Annotated in this window: 26 protein-coding genes and 2 tRNA genes; 15 read left to right on the top strand and 13 right to left on the bottom strand. The window is 42.1% G+C overall.

What is annotated here, in order from left to right:
- Positions 1–137 precede the first annotated feature (137 nt).
- The gene (locus JIG37_RS16660) at positions 138–938 is read left to right on the top strand and encodes a YggN family protein (protein ID WP_199529868.1); all 801 of its coding nucleotides are present in this window, start codon (positions 138–140) and stop codon (positions 936–938) included.
- 62 nt (positions 939–1,000) lie between these two features.
- On the opposite strand, the gene JIG37_RS16655 is transcribed toward JIG37_RS16660, so the two are convergent.
- Positions 1,001–2,443, bottom strand: coding sequence for a PLP-dependent aminotransferase family protein (locus tag JIG37_RS16655; RefSeq protein ID WP_054554621.1), 1,443 nt, complete (start codon positions 2,441–2,443; stop codon positions 1,001–1,003).
- Between the two features lie 101 nt (positions 2,444–2,544).
- Between JIG37_RS16655 and JIG37_RS16650 the strand changes: the two genes are divergently transcribed.
- Complete coding sequence (locus JIG37_RS16650; RefSeq protein ID WP_199529867.1) at positions 2,545–3,474, top strand: EamA family transporter; 930 nt, start codon at positions 2,545–2,547, stop codon at positions 3,472–3,474.
- 54 nt (positions 3,475–3,528) lie between these two features.
- On the opposite strand, the gene JIG37_RS16645 is transcribed toward JIG37_RS16650, so the two are convergent.
- Positions 3,529–4,377: a YegS/Rv2252/BmrU family lipid kinase gene (locus JIG37_RS16645; RefSeq protein WP_199529866.1), complete on the bottom strand. Its 849-nt coding sequence runs from the start codon at positions 4,375–4,377 to the stop codon at positions 3,529–3,531.
- Between the two features lie 324 nt (positions 4,378–4,701).
- Here JIG37_RS16645 and JIG37_RS16640 point away from each other — a divergent pair, with 324 nt between their 5' ends.
- From JIG37_RS16640 to JIG37_RS16620, 5 genes are all read left to right on the top strand, one after another.
- A complete protein-coding gene (locus JIG37_RS16640; RefSeq protein ID WP_166341396.1) occupies positions 4,702–4,842 on the top strand; it encodes a hypothetical protein in 141 nt (46 codons plus the stop codon).
- 228 nt (positions 4,843–5,070) lie between these two features.
- Positions 5,071–5,161 (top strand) — tRNA-Ser (locus JIG37_RS16635).
- A 53-nt stretch (positions 5,162–5,214) separates the two neighbouring features.
- A tRNA-Ser gene (locus tag JIG37_RS16630) sits at positions 5,215–5,307 on the top strand.
- A 108-nt stretch (positions 5,308–5,415) separates the two neighbouring features.
- A complete protein-coding gene (locus JIG37_RS16625) occupies positions 5,416–5,916 on the top strand; it encodes a DUF4124 domain-containing protein (RefSeq protein ID WP_199529865.1) in 501 nt (166 codons plus the stop codon).
- A 69-nt stretch (positions 5,917–5,985) separates the two neighbouring features.
- On the top strand, positions 5,986–6,753 hold the full coding sequence (locus JIG37_RS16620; RefSeq protein WP_199529864.1) for an MBL fold metallo-hydrolase: 768 nt from the start codon (positions 5,986–5,988) through the stop codon (positions 6,751–6,753).
- Here JIG37_RS16620 and JIG37_RS16615 read toward each other — a convergent pair whose 3' ends face one another.
- Together JIG37_RS16615 and JIG37_RS16610 are read right to left on the bottom strand one after the other, a co-directional pair.
- A complete protein-coding gene (locus tag JIG37_RS16615; RefSeq protein ID WP_199529863.1) occupies positions 6,754–7,881 on the bottom strand; it encodes an aminotransferase class V-fold PLP-dependent enzyme in 1,128 nt (375 codons plus the stop codon).
- Positions 7,881–9,050: a monodechloroaminopyrrolnitrin synthase PrnB family protein gene (locus tag JIG37_RS16610; protein WP_199529862.1), complete on the bottom strand. Its 1,170-nt coding sequence runs from the start codon at positions 9,048–9,050 to the stop codon at positions 7,881–7,883. The genes JIG37_RS16615 and JIG37_RS16610 overlap by 1 nt, the downstream gene beginning before the upstream one ends.
- A gap of 113 nt (positions 9,051–9,163) precedes the next feature.
- Here JIG37_RS16610 and JIG37_RS16605 point away from each other — a divergent pair, with 113 nt between their 5' ends.
- The 3 genes from JIG37_RS16605 to JIG37_RS16595 all read left to right on the top strand — a co-directional run bounded on the left by JIG37_RS16605 (position 9,164) and on the right by JIG37_RS16595 (position 12,197).
- Positions 9,164–9,625 carry an Lrp/AsnC family transcriptional regulator gene (locus JIG37_RS16605; protein WP_054554614.1) on the top strand — a complete coding sequence of 154 codons (462 nt, stop codon included), beginning with the start codon at positions 9,164–9,166 and terminating at the stop codon, positions 9,623–9,625.
- A gap of 68 nt (positions 9,626–9,693) precedes the next feature.
- Positions 9,694–11,061: an alpha/beta fold hydrolase gene (locus JIG37_RS16600; protein ID WP_199529861.1), complete on the top strand. Its 1,368-nt coding sequence runs from the start codon at positions 9,694–9,696 to the stop codon at positions 11,059–11,061.
- Positions 11,058–12,197 carry a GNAT family N-acetyltransferase gene (locus JIG37_RS16595; protein ID WP_199529860.1) on the top strand — a complete coding sequence of 380 codons (1,140 nt, stop codon included), beginning with the start codon at positions 11,058–11,060 and terminating at the stop codon, positions 12,195–12,197. Before JIG37_RS16600 ends, JIG37_RS16595 begins: the two co-directional genes overlap by 4 nt.
- Here JIG37_RS16595 and JIG37_RS16590 read toward each other — a convergent pair.
- The gene (locus JIG37_RS16590; protein WP_199529859.1) at positions 12,174–12,764 is read right to left on the bottom strand and encodes a DUF938 domain-containing protein; all 591 of its coding nucleotides are present in this window, start codon (positions 12,762–12,764) and stop codon (positions 12,174–12,176) included. The two genes, JIG37_RS16595 and JIG37_RS16590, sit on opposite strands and share 24 nt — an antisense overlap.
- Positions 12,765–12,947: 183 nt before the next feature.
- Between JIG37_RS16590 and JIG37_RS16585 the strand changes: the two genes are divergently transcribed.
- The 5 genes from JIG37_RS16585 to JIG37_RS16565 all read left to right on the top strand — a co-directional run bounded on the left by JIG37_RS16585 (position 12,948) and on the right by JIG37_RS16565 (position 16,048).
- Positions 12,948–13,142: a hypothetical protein gene (locus JIG37_RS16585; RefSeq protein WP_054554610.1), complete on the top strand. Its 195-nt coding sequence runs from the start codon at positions 12,948–12,950 to the stop codon at positions 13,140–13,142.
- A 145-nt stretch (positions 13,143–13,287) separates the two neighbouring features.
- Entirely contained in the window at positions 13,288–13,614 is a 327-nt protein-coding gene (locus JIG37_RS16580) for a hypothetical protein (RefSeq protein WP_058585360.1), read from the top strand.
- Positions 13,615–13,622: 8 nt separating this feature from the next.
- A complete protein-coding gene (locus JIG37_RS16575) occupies positions 13,623–14,999 on the top strand; it encodes a class II fumarate hydratase (protein ID WP_199529858.1) in 1,377 nt (458 codons plus the stop codon).
- Positions 15,000–15,147: 148 nt separating this feature from the next.
- The gene (locus JIG37_RS16570; protein ID WP_199529857.1) at positions 15,148–15,633 is read left to right on the top strand and encodes a hypothetical protein; all 486 of its coding nucleotides are present in this window, start codon (positions 15,148–15,150) and stop codon (positions 15,631–15,633) included.
- A gap of 13 nt (positions 15,634–15,646) precedes the next feature.
- Positions 15,647–16,048: a hypothetical protein gene (locus JIG37_RS16565; protein ID WP_058585357.1), complete on the top strand. Its 402-nt coding sequence runs from the start codon at positions 15,647–15,649 to the stop codon at positions 16,046–16,048.
- On the opposite strand, the gene JIG37_RS16560 is transcribed toward JIG37_RS16565, so the two are convergent.
- From JIG37_RS16560 to JIG37_RS16525, 8 genes are all read right to left on the bottom strand, one after another.
- Entirely contained in the window at positions 16,041–16,226 is a 186-nt protein-coding gene (locus JIG37_RS16560) for a hypothetical protein (RefSeq protein ID WP_199529895.1), read from the bottom strand. The two genes, JIG37_RS16565 and JIG37_RS16560, sit on opposite strands and share 8 nt — an antisense overlap.
- Positions 16,227–16,291: 65 nt before the next feature.
- The gene (locus JIG37_RS16555; RefSeq protein ID WP_054554605.1) at positions 16,292–16,609 is read right to left on the bottom strand and encodes a hypothetical protein; all 318 of its coding nucleotides are present in this window, start codon (positions 16,607–16,609) and stop codon (positions 16,292–16,294) included.
- Positions 16,606–17,244: a hypothetical protein gene (locus JIG37_RS16550; protein ID WP_055199258.1), complete on the bottom strand. Its 639-nt coding sequence runs from the start codon at positions 17,242–17,244 to the stop codon at positions 16,606–16,608. Before JIG37_RS16550 ends, JIG37_RS16555 begins: the two co-directional genes overlap by 4 nt.
- Before the next feature lie 71 nt (positions 17,245–17,315).
- Positions 17,316–18,008: a PspA/IM30 family protein gene (locus JIG37_RS16545; RefSeq protein WP_054554603.1), complete on the bottom strand. Its 693-nt coding sequence runs from the start codon at positions 18,006–18,008 to the stop codon at positions 17,316–17,318.
- 24 nt (positions 18,009–18,032) lie between these two features.
- Positions 18,033–18,446: a DUF2170 family protein gene (locus JIG37_RS16540; RefSeq protein WP_054563728.1), complete on the bottom strand. Its 414-nt coding sequence runs from the start codon at positions 18,444–18,446 to the stop codon at positions 18,033–18,035.
- Positions 18,447–18,525: 79 nt separating this feature from the next.
- On the bottom strand, positions 18,526–20,247 hold the full coding sequence (locus JIG37_RS16535; RefSeq protein ID WP_199529856.1) for a polyamine aminopropyltransferase: 1,722 nt from the start codon (positions 20,245–20,247) through the stop codon (positions 18,526–18,528).
- 4 nt (positions 20,248–20,251) lie between these two features.
- Positions 20,252–21,151 carry a DUF350 domain-containing protein gene (locus JIG37_RS16530; RefSeq protein WP_199529855.1) on the bottom strand — a complete coding sequence of 300 codons (900 nt, stop codon included), beginning with the start codon at positions 21,149–21,151 and terminating at the stop codon, positions 20,252–20,254.
- Between the two features lie 30 nt (positions 21,152–21,181).
- Positions 21,182–22,114: a CHAD domain-containing protein gene (locus JIG37_RS16525; RefSeq protein WP_199529854.1), complete on the bottom strand. Its 933-nt coding sequence runs from the start codon at positions 22,112–22,114 to the stop codon at positions 21,182–21,184.
- Positions 22,115–22,726: the final 612 nt, after the last annotated feature.

The raw sequence follows: 22,726 nt of genomic DNA, 5'->3' as shown, positions 1-22,726 counted from the left end.
AAAGTGGTTAAAAAATTATTGACCGCAATTTTCAAAAAATCATAAAAACACATCAAACCATTGAATTAATTGAACTTATAAATTATGGCATTCAATTTGATTATGTATTTGTGTCATTTCAAACAGGAAAGAAAAAAATGAAAAAGTTATTGTTAGTAAGTTCTTTATTTATCGCTACCAGCGCAATGGCTCATAACGATAATGATACAAATATTTCATTCAGCGGTGAGCAGTGTGATGTTGAATTTATAAATGATGTACGCATCACACCAAGCGAGTTAGAAGTATACACAGCCGATAATCGCACTATGAAAATCATCGATCAACACACTTTATATATCGATGGTCAAAGCGTGTCGCTTGATGCTTCACAACAGCAAGCAATTGCAGATTACTCAGACAGCTTACGCAGCCAACTTCCTGAAGTAGCAAATATCGCACTTGATGGCGTAAAAATAGCAGGTGTGGCCATCGAAGAAGTATCAAATGCTTTCAATATTGATGGCCTAAGCGACATTTCAGAATTAATGGACGATATCAGTGTAGAAGTGCAAAACGCCTTCTATCAGCAAGGTGCGTTTACCATGGGTCAGCAAAATTTCGAAAAATTTGGCCAAAACTTTGAAGACCAGTTTGATGAGCAAATTGAATCGGCTGTCGAGTCAGCCATGATGCAATCGATGGGCAGCATTTTAATTGCGCTAGGTTCTGAGCTTTTAGGTTCAGGTGGCGACATGGATGAGTTTGAGCAACGTATGGAAAACATGGGCGCACAAATAGAAGCACGCGTAGAAACACAGGCAGCTCAACTTGAAGAACGAGCAGATGCATTATGCGGCAGCTTTGCTGATATCGCTCATAAAGAGCAAAAGTTAGTGGTGCTAGTACCAGAACTAAAAGAGTATCAACTATTTACTTTCAAACAGAACGCAGAGTAATGAATTAACATCCCTGAACCAAAACACTTGGTCCTTTCGCGCAGAGCTTGCTCTGCGCTTTTTTATTTTTTGGCCAGCACAGTCAGCTGCGATAACGTTTTAATCGCCTGCTCTAAACTCTCAGACCAAGGCAAGCCATAACTTAAACGAAAACAGCTACGGTACTTTTTACCCGCTGAGAATATCAACCCCGGAGTAATACTGATCCCCGCCTCTAGTGCCAGATGAAATAACTTTACCGCATCATATTGGCTACCAAGGTCAACCCAGATAACACAGCCCCCTTGCGGGTTACTTATACGCGCACAACTTGGCATATATTGCTGCAGGCACCAAATCATACGTTCTTTATTGGTACTTAAGCGCTGTCTAAGCAAACGAATGTTACGGTCGTACTCACCGCTAGCTATAAACTCATACAAGGTCCACTGGTTTATAAGTGGCGCAGAGCAACTAAGCGCGCGTTTGTGTCGCCTTGCTTGTTCTGCAAACTTACCGGCAATGATCCAACCAATGCGGTAACTAGGTGCGGCTGTTTTTGAAAACGACGCGCAGGTGATCACTAAGCCCTTTTTTGAATAAGCTTGTGCAGGCGTGGCGCGCTTTGCCGTAAAATGTAAGTCGCCATAAACATCATCCTCAATAAGCACCACGTCACGCTGCTCTAAAAGTGCCACTAATTGCTCACGCTTGGCATCAGGCATAAAACTGCCAACTGGGTTATTTAATGAGGTTGAAAACACACAGGCTTTTATATCATGTTCATCGAGTGCTTGAGCCAAGTCATCTAGCCATATTCCTTCATCGGGGCACAGCGGTATTTCCAGTGCCTTTAAACCTAAGCTTTCAATTAATTCGATAATGCCAAAATAACAAGGCGACTCGATAGCAATAACATCACCGGGTTTAGCGACACACTTAAGGGCAATCGCCAGCGCCTCTTGAGCACCATTGGTGATCACTAATTCATCGCTATCAACCCCAATACCAAAGTCCAGATAGCGATGAATGAGTTGTTTTTTAAGTGGCGCAAAGCCATCCATCGGCCCGTAATTAATTGCCGATGCGCCAGCTAATGTCATGACTCGGCGCATTGTTCGTGCCAGTGCTTTATCTGTCGGTGCAGCAGCCACAGGGTTGGCGATACCAAATGGCACCACATTAGCTTTGTGGATAGCGCTGTAGACTTGCTCAATCAAGCCTTGCTTATTGACTGTGGTAGGCTCTCGACTGAGCCTAACTCGCTTTGGTCGAGACTGATTTAACTGTGATGACTTTAAAAAGTACCCTGACTTTTCTCTGGCTTCGATCAGCCCTTGCCCTTCAAGTAATTGATACGCTTGCTTTACAGTAGGAATACTGATGTTGAGCTTGTCTGCCATTTTTCTGAGCGAAGGTAACTTTTCACCCGGTAATAACGAACCTTGCAAGCAAAGATCTCTAACTAGCTGAATAACTTGTTGATATAAGAACTCACTGTTACTACGACTGATAACTTGTGACATAGCCCACCAAACTGTATAGGTTGCATTTCTAGTTTTCTGTATATGTTAAGTATACAGAAGAGGATTAAAATGAACATACTTTCAATTTTTGGGTACTAACTATGAAAAGCGCCGCTCTTTACCTTGCTACAGTACTGATCTGGGGATCGACTTGGCTAGCTATTGAGTTTCAACTGGGTGATGTTGCTGTTGAGGTCTCTTTATTTTATCGCTTTGCCATTGCAGCCATTTTAATGTGGGCCTTTGTGCTGGTAAAAAAACTCCCTATGCAATATTCACTGCGCGATCACGGGTTTTTTGCATTATTGGCTTTATTTAACTTTGGTTTAAATTATTTAGTGCTGTATTGGGCGCAGAACTATCTCACCTCAGCAATGGCCTCAATTGCCTTTTCGATGTTGCTATTAATGAACATTATTAACACCCGCTTGTTCTTCGCAAAACCAATTGCGAAACGAATTTACTTTGGTGCTTTACTCGGTGTAATGGGTATTTCCAGCTTGTTTTGGCCACAAATTCAGCAATTCGACTTGAGTAATGGTGCGTTGGTCGGGTTACTACTTGCGCTGTCTGGGACCTTTGTGGCTTCATTGGGGAATATGGTCAGTGTTCGAAACTCTCAGCGTAATATTGGCGTACTTCAAGGCAATGCCTGGGGTATGTTATACAGCGCTTTAGGGCTAGCAGCTTATGTTTTAGTAAGCGACGTTGAGCTGACATTGAATGCCCCAACCAGCTATTGGGTATCGCTCTTCTATTTAGCAGTATTTGGTACCGTAATCGCATTTGCTTGTTACTTCGCGCTACTTAAAAATATCGGCCCTGAGCGAGCAAGCTATGTAATCGTATTATTCCCACTGGTTGCAGTGGTCTTAAGTACCTTATTTGAAGGATTTGAATGGCAAGCAAATACCTTTATGGGTTTTAGCCTAGTGTTATTCGGTAATGCTATCGTGCTGACTCCAACTCGACAAATTAAAGCATTTTTTGCTGCACGTAATCTGCAGCAAAAAAGCTCCGTCCCCAGTTAGAAGTGACTATGTCGCCTCTAACACCAAGCGCTGGCAAATTTTGCCGGCGCTTTTTTATGGCACATGAAAACGAAGTGCTTGTTTGTGAACCTTAACTTTAGCCGGAGTAAAACCAACGAGCTCACCATCGGCTTCTATAGCCAGTCCTTTCGTGGTGATCTCGGCAGTCGTTAACTGGGTATATTCCAGCGCGTGCAAACTATGATGCTTTACGAGCAGTAAATACAAAAAGCTGATCAGGTTTTTCAATAAACCGCCAGCTGGCATGCAGTAGCAATCAAGCTGACCATCATTTAACTTTGCCCGAGGGGCAATTTTTAAGCCACCACCAAAGTAATGATGATTAGCAAAAATCGTCGCTAAATTACTGTAGTTGAGTGCTTTACCATTAAACTCCCCCTTAAGTGAGCGTGCCCGAAATGAAAATAGCTGTTTGATGCCCTGCCAAGTGTAGCCAAACGAGCTGAAACTTCCGGCTTTATTTAGTTGCGTCACGACTTCAGCGTCAAACCCTATTCCCGCCACATTAATAAAATAGCGCTGATTGATTTGTCCAACATCGATTAATTCTGTACGGCTATTAAAAACAGCCTCATACCAAGCCTGTTTTTTACACGTAAAGCCACGCGCAAAATCATTTCCTGTGCCTGCTGGAATTAACGCGATAGAACAGCGACTCGACATTAATGCATTAACAGCTAAATGCAGCGTCCCATCACCACCAATCACCACAACTTGACTCTGGTTTTTAGCCAAATGCGTAATATCAGCGCAATCATTCTCAAACTTGCCTGTGGTTAAATACAATTCAGGCTCAATCTGTCTTTTTTTACATTCTTTTAGTAGCCAATCAACACTGTTTTTATGATTTTTTTTGTCACTTGGCTTTATTATTATCAACATCAACGGTTACTTCTTTTCTTACATGGCAAAAACACCACGCTCGTTCAAATTATATTAATCTGAATAATTAGTCACTTTCTCACTCTAAAAACGCATAAATAAAAACACCAAAAGCTAAAAACCTTTATTTACTTATACTTAAACGCAAACACAATTGCATAAGCATGCAGCGCAATGTGTATTTAAAAACTTAACCCCATGTTAATAAAAGACTTTCGGATTAGAAAAAGTTATCCGACAGACTCAATTTTTATCGTTTTATTTTTGTTCAGTTTGATTGCAAAATACTCACGTTTTCAACCAAACACAACCCGGAGCAAAGTAATGAACCCAATTAATACATTAAACCAAAACGCTGCAACTCATGTTGCCGTAAAACCAACAAACCGCAAAGCAAAAATGTTGGCAAAACTAAATCGCTACGGCAAAAAGTTAGCTCTTGGCGGCGCAGTACAACACAAGTAATCCCCAACCATGGTTACTTTATCGGTGCAGTAAACACCCAACCACTAACGAAGATCCTTCTTTAGCTCCTCCGTTTACTGCCCCAACCCCCCTTCTTTTAAGTTAAAAACAGCAAATAATTAAACCTTTTTACAAAAAACACCCTCTTTACGCTCAAAAAACAAGCAAACAAACTTTTTCCTATTTACACAGCCGATTCAGCTAAGTATTATTCTCGCATCACGATGTGGAGAGATGGCAGAGTGGTCGAATGCACCGGTCTTGAAAACCGGCAGGGGTTTGTAGCCCCTCTAGGGTTCAAATCCCTATCTCTCCACCACTTATTTTTATTTGTTGATTTATTTCAGCAAATTACAATCAGAATTATGCGCTGGAGAGGTGGCCGAGTGGCCGAAGGCGCTCCCCTGCTAAGGGAGTATAGGGTTTGTAGCTCTATCGAGGGTTCGAATCCCTCCTTCTCCACCATTTTATTATTAAAAACCGCTTTTTAGCGGTTTTTTTATGTCCGAAAACTTGCACTCCTCATTATATTTCATGCATGCTAAGTATCTATTTGCTACACAAAGTGATGCTATGTTTCGTTTTGCATTTTTTACGCTTGCTCTATTTGCCAGCACCAACAGTCAAGCCACTATTTATAAGTGCATGATTGACGGGGTTGCCACCTTTACAGAGCAGCCTTGTGGTAAAGATGCAGCAATAGTAAAAATTGCACCACCACCCGCAAGTAACCAACCCCCAGCCACAGAGCAGCCGCCAAATCCGCAAAAGCCTGCAGACTTAAGTGTTGAAGATTATTTAAACATCCAGAAAGCCGATCGCGAAATAGCCCGCCTTCAGTTAGAGATCAAAGAGCTACAAAAACAACAAAGTGAGCGCATTGGTAAACTCAATAATATGACGCAAGATGCCGCAAACAGATTAGGCGCAGCGTCTATTGATGATGCTATCAGCAAACAAAGTGAGCGTATTAACGCTTACTATAAGAGCCAAATCAGCATCCTCGAAAAACAGGTAGCACAGTTAGAAGAAAACAAAAAGCAGCTCAAAGAGCGAGGCACAGAGTCCAATTAGCTTAACTTACTAAAACTGGTCAGACATGATATAACAACATTTGCTGATTTAGTTTAGGGGTCAATCGTTTTGCAAATTCATACGCTCGAAGGTTATATTCAAAATATCTATTTAGTTGAATATCCAGATAAATTGATGCTGCTTGATGGGTGTTGCCGTGCTGATGTTGATACAGTATTTGACTATATTACCGAGCAACTCAAGCGCCCCATTACAGACTTAAAACTGATAGTAGTCACCCATATGCACCCCGATCATGCCGGTGGAGCGCATGCATTAAGAAAATTAAGCGGTGGCAAAATAGCTACGTCGAACGCCCCTGGGCAATGGTATAGAGGCATTGATGGTTTTTTAATGCATCTAACCGATATCGCTTTGGCTTGGTGGGTCGCCGGTAGGTTAAATAAAAAACGCCACAATCTTTGGTACAGCCGCCATTTAGATGCAGATTATTACCTTGCCACAGATGCAACCCTACCGGGCTTTGACGATTGGCAAGCACTGCATAGCCCAGGTCATACAGACCGAGATATTAGTCTGTATCATATTCCTAGCGAGCGAATTTACATTGCTGATTTATTGGTAAAAGTAAAAGGGCAGCTAGTACCACCCTTTCCTGTTTTTTACCCAAAGCTGTATTTAAACTCTTTGTTGATGCTAAAAGCGCTGCAACCAAAACGAATTATGTTTGCCCACAGTAACGAAGTTAGTATTGATGACATCGACTTTGAGCAAATTTTAGCGCTGGTCCCCGAAAAACCAATGACGCACTGGCGTTCTGCCAAAGCAAAGGCTCGACAAGCTCTTAACGTAATACCAACTCGCAATAACACTTAATTAAGCGCGTTGGTATAAGGCCCTTTTCACAGTCTTGATAAATTTATCAATATCCTGCTGATCATTATAAATATGAGCAGAGACTCTTAAGCCTAAGTGGCGTTCATCAACCGCAATATTCGCAGCCTCAAGCGCAGCTTTAACAGCCGCTTGTTGCTCGCCAAAATGCATAATAGCCGTACCAGAGCATTTGTCAGCCTGTATGGGTGAGCGCATATAATCAGCTAATTGATCATGAAACTGCGCGAGCATTGCTAAGTTATGAGCGCGTACTTTCTCAATACCAAGATCAGCAAAGTAATTAATACTATGCGAAGCCAAAATATAAGGTGCAACTGAAGGGGTACCGCCCCAAAAGCGCAACGCGGTTTGATGATAAGCAAAGTGCTTAATATCAAACTCAAACGGATTTTGATGAGAAAACCAGCCAACATCTTGTGGCTGACAAAGTGATAGCTGCTTGCGGTTAACCCATAAATAAGCAGCGCCCGGTCCACCACATAGCCATTTGACACTCGAGCCCAACATAAAATCGGCATCAAGCTTAGTTAAGTCGACCTCTAAAATGCCCGCAGACTGTGCAACATCAAGTAAGCTCAATGTGTTGTGTTGTTTCGCGATATTTATAATTTCATGAATAGGCGCTTGCTGACCCGTGTTTGAATAAACATGGCTAATAAAGACTAAATCAATATCATTATTCGCTAAATATAACTGCCAAATCTGCGCATCGGTTAAGTCTTCATGCTTATCAATAAACACGATTTCAGCACTTTCAGGTAGGGCTTTTTGCATTGCAAAACCCATGCTTGGAAAATCACTTTCTGCCATCAACACTTTGCAATTTTCCTGTTGAAGTCGCGGGTGCGACATCAAAAGCTTGGTTAAACCACTCGATAAGTTAACTTGTGGACAAAACAACTCACTATGCGAGTTAAATAATTTAGCGAGACTACTCGTAAACGCCTCTACACCTTGCAACCACTGTTGCCATGGCTCTTTATTTTCATTTTGCCAAGCGGCAAAAAACTGCTGATGAAAATGCTGCTCAGCAGATTTTAATGGTCGCCCCACAGAGTGGTTAAGCAAATAGCTGCCTTGTGGAATTACAAAATCGTTTTTGTTCATTACTTAATCCACTGTTTTAATTTAGTTAAGTCATCGAAACGGGTGCGAATATCATCCCGCTTTGCTGCCGCACGGCGATCACGCAATTGCTCTAGTGAGTTTAGTAACACATGCAAAGGCGGCCCACTGGCTGTGACTTTATCCATATGTTGTTGCTGCATTTGCTGTGAAGGCTGCGCAATGTATTTACTGACCAATTGATTATGGTGGCCAATGGCAGTATCACCATGCAGTTTACACACTTGAATGAACAGCTTTAAGTTAGTTTGTAACCATTCACTATCGCGCTCAGCTTCTGCAGCTAAGAAGTCATCCATAATACTTGTCATACGCATGCTTTCACGCAGGATCTGCTGATCTTCAGGCATCATATACAAGAATTTATCCACCAGCATTTGCGAGTAACTAGGTTCATTAGCAAAACAAAGACCAAGCAATAAATCGATGACATTTATGCCCGCAAAATCACCGGCGTTCGCACCTCGATATACCTCTTTACCTACTCGATACGGCTTGTAATACGGACGTACACAATAGAAAAATCGATCTGTATCGAGCTTGTTGTATAGCGTATTGTTCGACTCAATCACATCAAGCAGCGCTTGTTTTGCTACTGCCAGTAAATCTGCCGTGATAGGGTGCGATATCCCTAATGGCTGAATTTTTAATAAAGCATCTGCCGCTCGCTTATACGCTAAAATGCCCTTAGTGTTGTAATCGACAAAGATTTTCTCATCTTCAAGGTCAGTAAAGCGCTTATACAAACCATCAACCGCTTTATTGTGGGTGGTTAAATGCGCCGTTGCAAAACGCGGGGTTACACCAATAGATGCACCAATGTGCATTGCCAACGCAGAGGCTTCAACAAGCGGTGAACTTGTTTCACGAGAAGGCTCAGTGATTTCATGTCGACGGCATGCCGCCATATACAAGCCAACATTGCCTAATAAATCGAAGGCGCTATCAAAGCCTTCATCGGTATTACCCTCAGCCAGTAAAGCACGAATATGCTCATTACCCTCTTGCTCTAATTGACGTTTAAGGTGCTCACCGACACCCTCTACATTCGCTTTATCGTCTTGTTGCCAATATAGTTCTTCTAATTCGCTGTTGATCTCAACAAAACGGGTGCGAAGCCAGCTATCAAATGCCTTGGTGTTCTCAGTCACAGGCTCATTCCAAAATAATTATATTGCGATAATGTTAACAGAGTTCAATGAGTGCTAATCGCCAAAATATAGACTAGAATCCATCTAGATTAGTGAAAATCACTCAAATAAAAATGAAATTAGATAAAAAAGACCAACAATTACTTAATGCTTTACAGGATAATGCGAGAACTTCTGTCTCGGAGCTGGCCCAGTCTGTTAGCCTGTCAGATACCCCTTGCCTTCGCCGCATTAAAAAGCTCGAATCAGCAAATGTGATCAGTGGTTACCATGCTGCCATCAATCCTAAAGCCGTTGATTTAAATGTGTCTGTGTATGCCTTTGTTCGCTTAAACCAGAACTCTGTTGCCGCTGCTGAGCAATTTGAACAGCAGGTTGAGAAGCTAGAACATGTGCTTGAGTGCTCTGTTATTTCAGGCAGTTATGATTACTTGCTGAAGATCGTTGCCGCTGACTTAGAAAGCTATGAAAGCTTTGTGAAACATAAATTAGGTAGTATTGATTGTATTGCTAACATCGAGTCGACAGTGGTTTTAAAACAAGCGTTCACTAAGCGTCATTTACCGCTCGCTTGACGCACCTTGCTTGCAAATAAAACATAACTCGATAAGCTAAAAACAGGCTTTATAAGGATGCTTAAAATATGAAATTCATCAACTTAGTTGCTATCTCTTGGGCCATCAGTGGGCTATTTAGCAGCTCATTAATGGCGCAGCAACAAACCTGCCTTACTCAGCTTGAAGACCAAGAACTGATGATGAAAAGTAAGCGCGAAGGGCTGTTTAGAGAGCCATTGCCACGCACTCATAGCACCTTTAGCTATAATATCGAGCAAGCATTTAATGACTATTTAACCGCTGCTTACCTGCAAATTAGTAGCGAAAACCCGCGTGCTAATTTGCCATGCCCTGTTTACACAGACACCTATCAGCAACTTGTTGCACAAGGCGCTCGACCAGCTAACGCAACTGTTGCTGATTTAATAAGCCCATTTGAACTCAAACAGGCCGATAGCCGTAAAGCGGTGCTCTTGATCCACGGTTTAACCGACTCACCCTTTACCTATCACGACCTTGCACAAGTGTATTATCAACAAGGGTATACGGTACGCACAATTTTACTCCCTGGGCATGGTACCGCTCCTGCAGCACTTAGAGACATCGATGCCGATGATTGGCAAAAGGCTAGCGTGTATGCCATTGAGCGCACATTAAAAGACTTTGATCAGGTGATATTAGGGGGCTACTCAACCGGTGCTGCACTGGTTATTGATTACTTAACTCAAGGCCCAGTCGATAATAAAATTACGGCTGCTATGTTGTTTTCACCCGCAAGCGAGCCACACAATAAAAACGGTTGGCTAGCGAAATGGGTCGATGCGATTCCATTTGTGAATTGGATTGATAAAGACGCGGACCTTGATTTTGCCAAGTATGAGTCGTTTCCATTTAGTGCAGCCTCAGCTAGTCACGAAGCAATGAGCCGTATTAGCCTTGATGAGCTACGTCATCGCCACCTCCCTAATGTAGCGATATTTAGCACCTTTAGTGATGTTGACACCACAATAGATAACCAAGCGACCTTTAAAATTTTAACTAAGCTGCACGACCCAAAAACGCGCAAGAATAACCTGCTTGATCGGCTTGTATACTATGGTGATGACAATAACATCCCAGCTAGCTTTCCAGTTGATTACCAAATAATTCGTGATGACTGCAACACCGATGACTGTAAAAAAATCAAAGGAATGTCACATATTGGTATTGTTAATAAACCCAGCAACCCTTACTACGGTCGCACAGCATTGTATCGCAATTGCGGCAGCTACTTAGATGACGACACGCTTTATACAGCCTGCAAATACCAAAAAGACGTTGTGATGGGTGAACGCACAGCCGAAAATTTACAAGCGCACAAGCCCTTTGCACGACTCACGTTTAACCCTTATTTCGATAAGCTTGCTATGCATATCAACGATTTTATCAAAGATATTGAATCGGCTGCACAATGAGTAAGTTTAGCCACCGCTGGTTTAATCAAATAAGCGAGATTGATGCCACTCTATGGCAGTCATTTTTCGATGATACACCCTTTACTGATCACGCTTTTTTAACGGCTTTAGAGCAAACAGGCTGTGTGAGTGAAGCGTCGGGCTGGCAACCCATGCACCTAGCAATTTACCAGCAAGAACAGGTTATAGCCTTACTACCCGGGTATCTAAAACACCACTCTTATGGTGAATATGTATTTGACTGGGCTTGGGCTGAAGCCTATCAACAACATGGCTTAGAGTATTACCCCAAATGGCTGTGTGGCGTACCATTCACACCTATTGCAGGGCAACGAATTAGTATAAATCACAATAAGCCCGCTGAAGTCTATGCGTACATTCAGCACATACTCACAGCAACAGCAGCGCAATTAGACTGGTCAGGTTGGCATATAAATTTTTGCCACCAGCAACAAGCGACTGCATTAACTAGCAACACCGTAATGCAACGTCATGGCGTGCAGTTTCAGTGGTTTAATGAAGGCTATAATGACTTTGAGGACTTTTTAGCTTCACTCATCGCAAGAAAACGTAAATCGCTCAAAAAAGAACGCGCAAAAATAACTGAACAACAGATAACCGTAGAATGGCTCGAAGGTGCTGACATCAGCAAACAGCACATGCAGCAATTTAGTCATTTTTACCGCCAAACCTATTTGAAGCGCTCGGGCCACAATGGTTATTTGAATACCGCCTTTTTTGAGCTATTACAGCAAAGCATGGCCGACAAACTGGTGTTAATGTTCGCTAAGTATCAAGGAGAGGTGATTGCCGCCACACTCAGTTTTAAAGATCAGAATTGTTTTTATGGTCGATACTGGGGAACGAACTATGAGCTTGATAGTTTGCACTTTGAGCTTTGCTATTACCAAGGTATTGAGTACTGTATTACCAACAAACTTAAGCAGTTCCATTCTGGCGCGCAAGGTGAGCATAAAATAAGTCGCGGTTTTAAGCCCGTAAATACCTATTCACTGCATCATATTCAACACACTGAGTTTGCAGCTGCCATTAGTGATTTTATTACTAGAGAACGCCAACATATAGCGCTCTATAAAGACCAATGCGAAAGCTTACTGCCTTTTAAACAGCAATAATTGGTTATTCGCTGGCATTTGCACATCTTCAACAAAGGTTAAGCCAGCTTGCTCTGCAAGTTGGCAAATCGCTTCAAAATCACGGATTGCACTATGTGCATCTTGCTGTTTTAAAAACGCATCGAATTCAGCATTACTGGCACTGGTATACTTACCTTGGTACTTGAATGGTCCATAAATACACAATTTACCTTTAGGCGCTAAGTATTTTGCTACACCTTGGAAAAAGCGATCCACCAGTGACCAGCTAATAATGTGCATTGTATTCGCAGTGAAAATGGCATTCACTGTTTCAATCGGCCAAGGATCATTAAGGTCGAGTATGAGTGGCGCATGCAAGTTAGTTAAATCAGCTTCTTGATGCCATTGTAAAATCCCCGGGTGATTAACCTCGCGATCGCTACAATGCCACTGCAAATGTGCTAAATGCGTTGCAAAATGCACACTATGTTGCCCAGTACCTGAGCCGACTTCTAATACGTCCGTCACATCAGAAAAGAACGCTTCTAATACGTTTAAAATAGGTAATTTGTTGTTTTCACAGGCTTGAGAGAAGGGTTTATCCATACAAATTAGTGCACCATGTTTGGTAATTAGTGCACAACAGTAAAGCAAAAATAAATAATAAAGTCGCGGTGAATTTATTAGTTAAAAATATAAAACCATTATTTTCAACTAGTTAAATTTATTGATCAATATTGGTACAGCTTATGCTATTTCTTAAGTGAATTAATCAATAGGAGCAATATTATGTATATCTCACCCTACACCGCTGTAGATGCAGCACTTGCAGCCAGCGAACGAGCTGAAAGCGAAAAAGCCGCCTTAACAAGTTGTGACGACAGAGCAACCGTGATCGATCTTCTTTCTCAATGTAACAAAGAAAATGTACAGGCGCCGAAAAAACATGAAACAGACCAGATTTTTATTCTCGGCTACAATTAATCACACACAGTTAATCCATTCAGTCTTAGCTTCATTATATAAGACTTGCACTAAAACCGATTAACTGTAATGATAACAATTATCATTACAGTTAATCGGTTTTTCTATGCACTCTCACAATGCTATGCTCCATTATCAGCGGCAAATGAAATGTGTTTGCCAAAGACCTGGGTTACATGCCCCTGCGCTTGTTGCTAACTATGTTGAAGCGGGTTTAAACATTGCACGCTATTACGAAAAGCATCACAACTTTATTTTGCAAGAGCTGTATCTAAGACGCACCTTTCATGAACTACTTGAAAAGATGTGTGATTCATTAGTGCATAATGCAATTCGTAAACAATGTTTGGCTCAGCTTTATAAACCGCAACTTGCGCTAAAGCGTTACTACAAAACTCATAACTGTATTGAAAAGTATTTCAGTTTGGAGCGAGAAGCGTGCCTTCTCAGCCAAGAATTTAACCCGATTTAGGAGTGTTTATGAGCCAATTTAGAACCGAATCAGATAGCATGGGTGAGCTACAAGTCCCTGCCAATGCGTTGTATCAAGCTCAAACGCAACGCGCTATCAACAATTTTCAAATTAGTGGCTTAGCCATGCCTAAGCAATTTATCACCGCCCTCGCCTACATTAAGCAAGCTGCCGCTCAAAGTAATGCTGCTTTAGGCCATTTGAACCAAGGTAAAGCCAAAGCCATTGAGCAAGCATGCCAAGAGGTCATCGATGGTAAACATTTTTCAGAGTTTCCTGTTGATGTATTTCAGACAGGCTCAGGCACTAGCTCAAATATGAATGCCAATGAAGTCATTGCAACGCTGGCGAGCCAATTTGCAGGCGAAACCGTTCACCCCAATGATGATGTGAACATGGGACAAAGCTCAAATGATGTGATCCCTACTGCGATTGCTGTAAGTAGCGCTATTAACATCATTTATGAGCTGTTTCCTAAACTCGATAAACTCAGTCAAAGCCTACAAAATAAACAAGCCGAAGTGGGCCATATTGTGAAAACTGGTCGCACTCACTTAATGGATGCAATGCCGGTGAGTTTTGCACAAACACTGGCGGCATGGCAGTTACAAGTGGATCATGCAATGGCTGGTATTCGCCAAGCTCTTGAGCGAGTTTGTGAACTTGCACAAGGTGGCACAGCAGTTGGTACAGGTATTAATGCCGATCCAGCGTTTGCCGGTGAGTTTTGCCAACACTTGAGTGAGAATGTGGGTATTCGCTTTAGCTCAAGCAAAAACTTCTTTTATAACATCGGTTCACAAGATGCCATTGTTGCGCTGTCAGGTCAGCTAAAGGTACTTGCCGTAGCACAAATGAAAATAGCCAATGACTTACGCTGGATGAACTCAGGCCCTCTTGCAGGGATTGGTGAAATTGAGCTTGAGGCTTTACAGCCGGGCTCATCAATTATGCCGGGTAAAGTAAATCCAGTGATCCCTGAAGCGGCCGCTATGGTCAGCGCACAAGTCATTGGCAATGACGCTACCATTACAGTAGCTGGTCAAGCGGGTAACTTTGAGCTCAATGTAATGCTGCCTGTGATTGCCTTAAACATTTTGCAAAGTATCGAACTGCTGGCGAATAGCAGTGAAGCACTGGCAGATAAAGCGATTGCCAGCTTTAAAGTAAACCAAAGCAATGTTGATAAAGCGCTCGCTAAAAACCCAATTCTAGTTACCGCGCTTAATCCGGTGATCGGCTATAGCAAAGCAGCAAAAATTGCCAAATTAGCTTATCAAGAAGGTCGCCCTATTATTGATGTTGCTGCAGAGCATACGGATATTTCGCGCGAAGAACTGAGCGAGTTACTGAACCCCGCCAAACTAACCCAAGGTGGTTTGTAATACCCGCTTATTGTAAAGTGGTATAAACTTTTATCTTTTTGTAGCTCTGTGAATACAGAGCTACTTACTGAAAGCAAACGTTTTTATTGCTCCGCTTTGAGCAATGTGTATGATAGTGAGTACTTATTCAACGATTTTTAGGTATGTTATGCGCTATCCACTATTGGCAATTTTATTTCCTGTGTTATTAACTGCGTGCTCGGACGCTGCAACTAATGAGCAAGCCGAATCAACGGCAACCAACAATAAACTTGTCGAGGCACCAAAAGCCGTTGAAATAAAAAACGCTGAGGAAGTGACCAAAGCAGCCCCAGATAAAGCCACTATTAGCTCTGCCCATGAGCAACTTAAACAATTAATCGATGATCCAAGCTGTGACAACAGCAGCCAATGTAAAGTATTACCTGTAGGTAGTCGTGCTTGTGGCGGCCCAAGTAGCTTCATTGTTTATTCAACCAAAACAGCTGACACTGCTGAGGTTGAAAAACTTGCAAAAGATATCACCGCCCTTGAAAAGCAATTTAACGCAGCAAACGACATGATGAGTATTTGTCAGCATCTAACCGCACCAGGTGCGCAGTGTTCTGAGAATACTTGTGTTAGAATCGAAGGCTCAGCGGCAAGTGTATACTAAGGAATAAGCAATAATGGTTCGTTCATCGACTTTCAAGAAACTTTTCATCACCACAACTGTGTTAGCAAGCATTGCTTTAAGCGGTTGCGAAACAACAACGTCGGGTAGCTCTGCACGCGTTGATCTAGGTGATTTAAACGATCAGCTGAACGATATCGTTAGCAATAATAGCTGTACTGCGAGTTTTCAATGTAAAGTGTTAGAAGTTGGTGAGCGAGCATGTGGTGGCCCAAGTCGCTATGTGGTTTATTCAACGTTAAACAACACACAAGAGCAAGCAGAGCAACTTGCAGAGCGAATTACAGCGGCTGAGAAGTCATCTGATCAAGCATTAACTGTTAACGATTGCTCACCAGTTCTGCCTGTACAATCGCTGTGTATTTCACAGCAGTGCCAAGCAATCGAGATTAAGTAAATAATGCAATAAGGCCGGATACTATCACCACGCTGATGATACAAATCCCGGCCTTATATATGTATTTAAGCTGCATTGTATTATGCACCCAGTAAGCATAAATGTAGCGAACAAAGTAACTTGCTGCAGTGCCAAATAATGCAAAAATAACTAAATACGCAAGTAAAATAATATCCACAGTCATGCCACTTCTTTAAAACATCTAGTCTCAGTGTAAGGGCTTAAAGAAGTAAAGGCAAAACCTTAGCTTTTTTTACTGTGTTCAATGAGTAATTCAGCCACGCGCTGCTTCACAGCACGCTTATCATCGGCTGCAACGCCAAAACGCTCAGCCAATAAAGCAATCTCTTCATCATTTAAGTTAAACGATAAGCGTTGTCTGGTTTTTTTCGACTTAACGTCGAGCTCCAAAATCTTACGGATCATATCTGATGGCGTAAGCTCTTGGTCAATGGCTTGCTTCTTAATTGATTTTTGCACTTCAGAGCTTAAATCAAACGCCATTTGCGTGGCTCTAACGGCTTGCTCCTGACGCTGCCATTTGGCTTTTGCATCACTCACTTGGCATCCCCAGGAAATAAGTCAACAATATCGCTAATTGGTCTGGTTAACGTCAGTGATACCTCTGTTTCACCGCCTTCCCAAATCTCAATATTTAAACTATGCGATTCATCATCTGAGCTTAAACAGATCATTTCACACGGCTCACCACCTTCGTCTTCATAACGAGGTAAAGGCTTATTACGGTAGTCCTTATTATGGAAATAACACACATAAGGTGCTTCTGATTGTTTGTAGCTCGATGCTAAAAAGTGACTAAAACGCTCCGGGCTATTTTGTACATTAATTGCCGTTAATTCGTCTTCATCAAAAATACGAGCGAACTCATCAAGGGTAAAAATCTCATCAACATCGTCGCGTTGAATTTTGATCGCAAAGTTTGCCCATTGCTCACCGTCATCTGATTCAATTTGCAAAAACACCACTTGGCCAGATTCACTCTCGAGTACCAACTCATACTCTGCACTACGTTGGTACTGATACGTTTGCACATCAATAACACGCAGTGTCTGTCCTTTTAACCAACTTGGGTAAGCGAACGAATCAATCACCGTCAGCATATCACCAACGAGTAATTGGCTTGGATCAGTAAGCTGACGCTCTGGGGCTTTTTTAGATTTGAAAAAGTTAAACATTGGCTGACTCCTTGTTGAAGCAAAAAAGGTAACCCAGTGCGTGGGTTACCTTTTGTCTTTCCGTTAACTGATTAGCTATTTTGTTTTGCTTTAATACGCGCCAAAATATCTGCGCTTTTCGGGTTGGTATCACCAATACCCGCTTCAGCCATTTTCGCTTTTAAATCATCGCCATTAGTGTCTGCTTCTAATTGCTTAGCCGCACCTAACTGATCTTGGCGGTCTTGCTGGCGTTGTTTAATACGCTCTAGAGACTCACGTGCTGATGTCATTGATGAGCTGTTCGTATTTAGCGTGCTGTTTACAGCCATTGTTGCTTGCTGCACACTTTCAGTCGTTTTAACCATTGTTAATTGACGTTGGTTTTCTTTAATCGACTTTTCAGCTTCTTTAACTTGCTGCTTTAGTTGCACAATGTGGTTACTAAAACCAGCTAACACTTCTTCGTGCTCTGCTTTTTCAGCTTCAAAATCACCGATTTTTTCAGCGATTTCTAATGCAAGAGCTTCGTTACCTTTTTCAAGTGCTTGGCCTGCATACGCTTCATGTTCAGCAATTGATGCATCTAGTGCGCTAATTTTACGCTTCGTTTGCATCTCTTTTGCCATTACTTCGGTCAGGCTTTTCTTAGCGCGTTGTAAGGCATTTTGTGCATCAGCAATTTCTTGTTCAAAGATACGGATACCGTTTGCATCAACAATTGCTTGTCCTGCTTCACGAGCGCCACCACGTACAGCTGTAAATAGTTTCTTTAAAATACTCATAATCTTAACTCCAGAAATTGCTAATTAATCGTTTAAATAAATGGTCACGGCTTCAAGTGCATCAATCGCATTGTCTGCCAGTGTTACCAACTCATGGGTAATATCATCAAACGATGAATTAACCGATAACGCGCCAAAAATAGCGTATTTATCATCAATTTTTGCAAATGCACTTAATGGAATTGGTACATTTAAACGTAGTAACGTTTCGTTTAACTCATTACGCATATCTGCTTGTACTTCGTTTTCAGCAAACAGGTAGCTAATACACAGTAATTGCTCTTCTGTTTGAGTAACAAAGATAGGTAACTCATCATTCCCATCGACGATAACTTGTAACACATCTTGCTCACCTTCGTTGGCAATCAAGAAAGACTCAAAGCTCACACCTTCTGTTTCAAAAGAAGCCAGTTTGATTGATAGTTCATTTAATTCCATGTCTCACCTTTTTACGTTTTGACATATTATGTCTGAGTTAAGATTTGCATAGCCGACATATTATGTCAACTATAAAATATCAATTTTTGTACAATTCGGTTTCAACTTGCCACGCTTGGCGGTAATAATCATATAAGGTTCCAGAACCTAATCTATTGACTTCAATCGTGTTTACTTGTTCAAAAAAATGATTCGGAAACACAAAAGAAGCCAATAAATATTCTTTGCTTACCCAACGAGATGGCACGGGTAATTCGTTAGTTTCACGAATTCGCTGACTTGCTGATTTTCCAGCGGTAGTCGCGATTGTCCAACCCCATTGACCAAACGAAGGAATATTTTGTTGGTATTGCTCAACATAACCAAAACCCGCAGCTTTCATTGTTTTAGCAATACTCAAAAATGCTTTCTTCGCATGATAAGGGGATGTTGATTGCACGGCCACAGCCCCGTCAGGCGCCAATAACTGACGTACATGATTGTAAAAATAGTCACTGTACATCTTATTGAGATCAGGGTGATTAGGGTCTGGCAGGTCAATTAAAATAGTGTCAAAGCGCTCGCCTTTTGCCAGCATTGCTTCGACCTCTAAAAAGGCATCTGCAATGCGAATATCAGCACGAGGGTCGCTCATAGAATGTTTATTTAGCGCTGTTAAACGTGTTCTGATTTTCTCTGGCGCATCATAGTCGCCAACATCATTACCAAATAAGTTTAACAGCTGACCATCTAAGTCAACCAGAGTGACATGCTCTACTGGCCACTTCAAAACATCACGTAATGCAAGCCCGTCACCGCCACCGATGATCAACACGCGGTCATGGCGATTTGAGGCCAACATAGCAGGATAGACAAGCATTGAATGATAAATTTGCTCATCCACACTTGAGAATTGTAAACGGCCATTGAGGTAAAGATCGGTAATTGCATTGGGCTGACTGCGGCTCAAACGCTCAGTTAAAACTAGGTGCTGATACTTAGTTGCTTGCGAGTAGATAACTTTATCTTTGTATAAAACATTACTTAGGTTTTTCATCCAGCTGGTGCCAAGCACGAGCACAAACGCAAAAAACACCAACAACAGCACATGGCAAACTAACAGTAACTTAGCGAAGCGAACATGTTGATGATAGCGCCATAAAAACACGAGACCGGCAATAATATTAAACAACGCCGTCCAAGCCGCTGCTTGCATAATTGGCATCGCAAGCATAATGCTCACCCAAATCGCAGCACCGACACCGGCACCGATATAATCCGCTCCGTAAATAGTTCCCGCATTATTTTCTAAAAAGCGCCCATAAACTTGCTGACGAATACGCGCAATCAACGGGATCTCCATACCAATTAATAGCCCAAGTAATAGACCAAACACATAAGGTAAGAAACGTGACCACTCTTGTAGCTTTTCAAATACATAGCCATTAAGTACAGTATCTGCTGGCAGGTTAAAAATTTCGGAGAAGATATGCGGCAGTGAATAACTGACAGCGATAACGCTCGCTATCGCTAAAATACAGCCCATGCCGACCAAAGCAATAATACTCTCTAGCCATGCGAAAGCAGTAAACGCATCTTTAAACCATCGCGCTAAAAAAGCACCGATACCCATAGCGACAATCATGGTGCCGATCATGGCATAAATGGCACTCTCGACTGAGCCTAAGACACGACCAGCATAATGAGATAGCAGGTACTCATAAATAAGGCCGCACCCAGCGAGTACGGCCATAACAGTTATTAATAGGAAATCATGCCCAAGTAGATTGGCTCTACTTGGGGCGCTTGTTGTAGTAGACACTTAATTAGGCACCTAACAAGGTTGCCATAGTCGAACCAATCGCAAATGAGATTGCTGCAGAGATTGCTGCTACACCTACGTTCTTCTGGCGGTTCACTTCATCTGAAATATCACAACCAGATAGAATGATTTTGATAGTCACTAAGTGTAGTAAAATGAAAGCCACTAAACTCACTGCTGCACTTAATGCCCAGTATCCTAAACTAGCAACAATGTTGTCAGCCGCATAAGGAGCAATACCTGATGCAGCAGTTAATGCCAATGCACTACCCACTAAAAAGCCAGCATAACGAATACCTACTGCTAAGTTACCGTCAATAACCGCTTGCTGTAAGCAATCACCACTGCGATTAGTATGCTTGAATAACTGCACGCGATATTGACTGATTAGTAGCATCGCAATGCTGCCAATGGCAAAAGCTGCGATCACAATTGGAATACCATGCCAGCCTTCGGTCGCAACCCAAAATAAAGCTGAGCGAATAACAATCGCCACACTAACAACATGGCCAAAATCAATGAGTGCAGCAGTAGCATTACCTTTTACGATTTCGTCATGCAGGCTCACTTTACGAAGCGCTACTTTGTCTTGGAAGAAGTGACCTAGCTTGATAAGCACAATCGCCATCACACCATAACCTAGCATTTGTAATGCTTCTTGTTGTAAAGTCGGTGCAAATGAGCCGCTGCTCACGCCACTAAGAACAATAGCAAGTGCCACAAGTCCTGCCGCAAAGCTAATACCAAAAGCAAAATTGTCACGCTCAGTTATTTCATCATTAGCGTGTAAGTTAGATACCCAGCCTTTGATAAATTTTAGGCTGACAAATAAAGCGATAATGATTGCAAAGTCGATTGCTAAAGCTTGCAACGACCAAGTTGTTATTCCATTAAATTCATACATGTGTTGTAACTCCGGTGGTTATTCTTTTCACTACTTACCGCGGCTAATGCCACGTGATGTTCTGCTCGAGCTGTTACGTAATGACCCAGAGCTTTTACTGTAACTACTGCTAGAAGCATAGCTACTACGTGTGCGTGGCGGCGTATAGCTGCTACGGCTTAATCCTGATGCGCCACTACGTTTCTTGGCATACGGACTAGTGAATTGTTTACCTTGGCGTTGATAAGACTGTCGAGTTCGTGTCTCTACCGTTTGTTGTGCTTTAATCTGCTTAGGGCTCGAATAACGATAACGGCCATAGTCACTGTAATAACTATACTTTCTATGACGGCTCCAGCGACCATATTCAACTCGGTCGAATACATCGCCCAACATGCGATACATACCGTACCAAACCCAAAAACTGGTACCGCTGCTATTTGTTTGCCATTGCCCATAATTAGGGTTCCCAACTAACTGGTTACCAACACTTTCGCCTTCAGCAGCTTCACTAATTGCACCAACCCGCGCTAGTGAGCCTTGCGACATATCGGCAAGCATATTGATAGGATCTGTCAGCGCATCCTGAAATAAAGACGGTTTGGCAGCATCACGAATAAGATCAAGTTGATGAAGAGTATCTTCATATGGTGGTATTAGATACGTAGACTTAACATCAGCTAAGCGTTGTGTAAGACCTGAATAAATAGCCCCTTCACGAGTCGCATCAAGACTAATTACACGGGCGATCTCAGAAAGTTGCGGTTGCTGCTCAGCAAGCACCTTGCCGTATTGTTTAAGTATCGTCGCATTACGCAAAGAGCCATTATCAAGCGCTGTACCGAGTTGATTTAATTCAACTTCAGCTTTTTCTATGGATTGTTGTATTGTTTGTTTCAGCTGCTCTTCTTTTGACTCACAGCCCATAAGCAAGCTTACCAAACAAAACAGGCTAATAAGTTTCCAAGCTTTTATTTGAGACATTCATGTCACCTGATTGTGGTTTAAAAACGCAAATAGTTTTACATAGCTCAGGTACTAAACCAAGATTAAAATTGCAACAAAGGGTAAATTGGGTCGTGAATTGCCAGTTAGCAAGGGGAAAAGTTTAAAGGCCTGGCGTAGGTTGGGTAGAGCGAAGCGAAACCCAACACATCACAGAGCTATCAGCTTTCAGCCGTCAGCGATCAGCCGCGCAGTGTGGGTGTTTGGTTCTGCGTCATCCTCTGGTTCTAGGCAAAGTCTACTTGTAGGAATGGCTTTAGCCATGAATATGTTTTTTATGGTCTGAAATCGGCACTGAAGTGTCTCCTACGGGGTTATTGCTGAGGGAGGCTCTGTACTAAACAACCCAACAGCGTGGTAATTCGTCATGCACAATGAAGAGGTAAAGTTCATTAATAAAAGACGAATTAGCGCAAGGTGAAATAAGCCGTTTTAGAGATCGCTAACCTGTTATACCATTCCGCTTAAATATCTGATCTAATATAGGCTATATAAAATCACCGGTTAATAACATTGAATCCAAACATATCTGAACAGCTTTTAGCGCTTTCTCGTAAAGAACCAAACGCACGAAAACGCATGCGATTGCTC

The sequence above is a fragment of the Pseudoalteromonas sp. bablab_jr010 genome, assembly GCF_016464105.1.
In the GTDB taxonomy this organism is placed as follows: domain Bacteria; phylum Pseudomonadota; class Gammaproteobacteria; order Enterobacterales; family Alteromonadaceae; genus Pseudoalteromonas; species Pseudoalteromonas simplex.
This window is presented reverse-complemented; position numbering and strand designations above follow the sequence as displayed.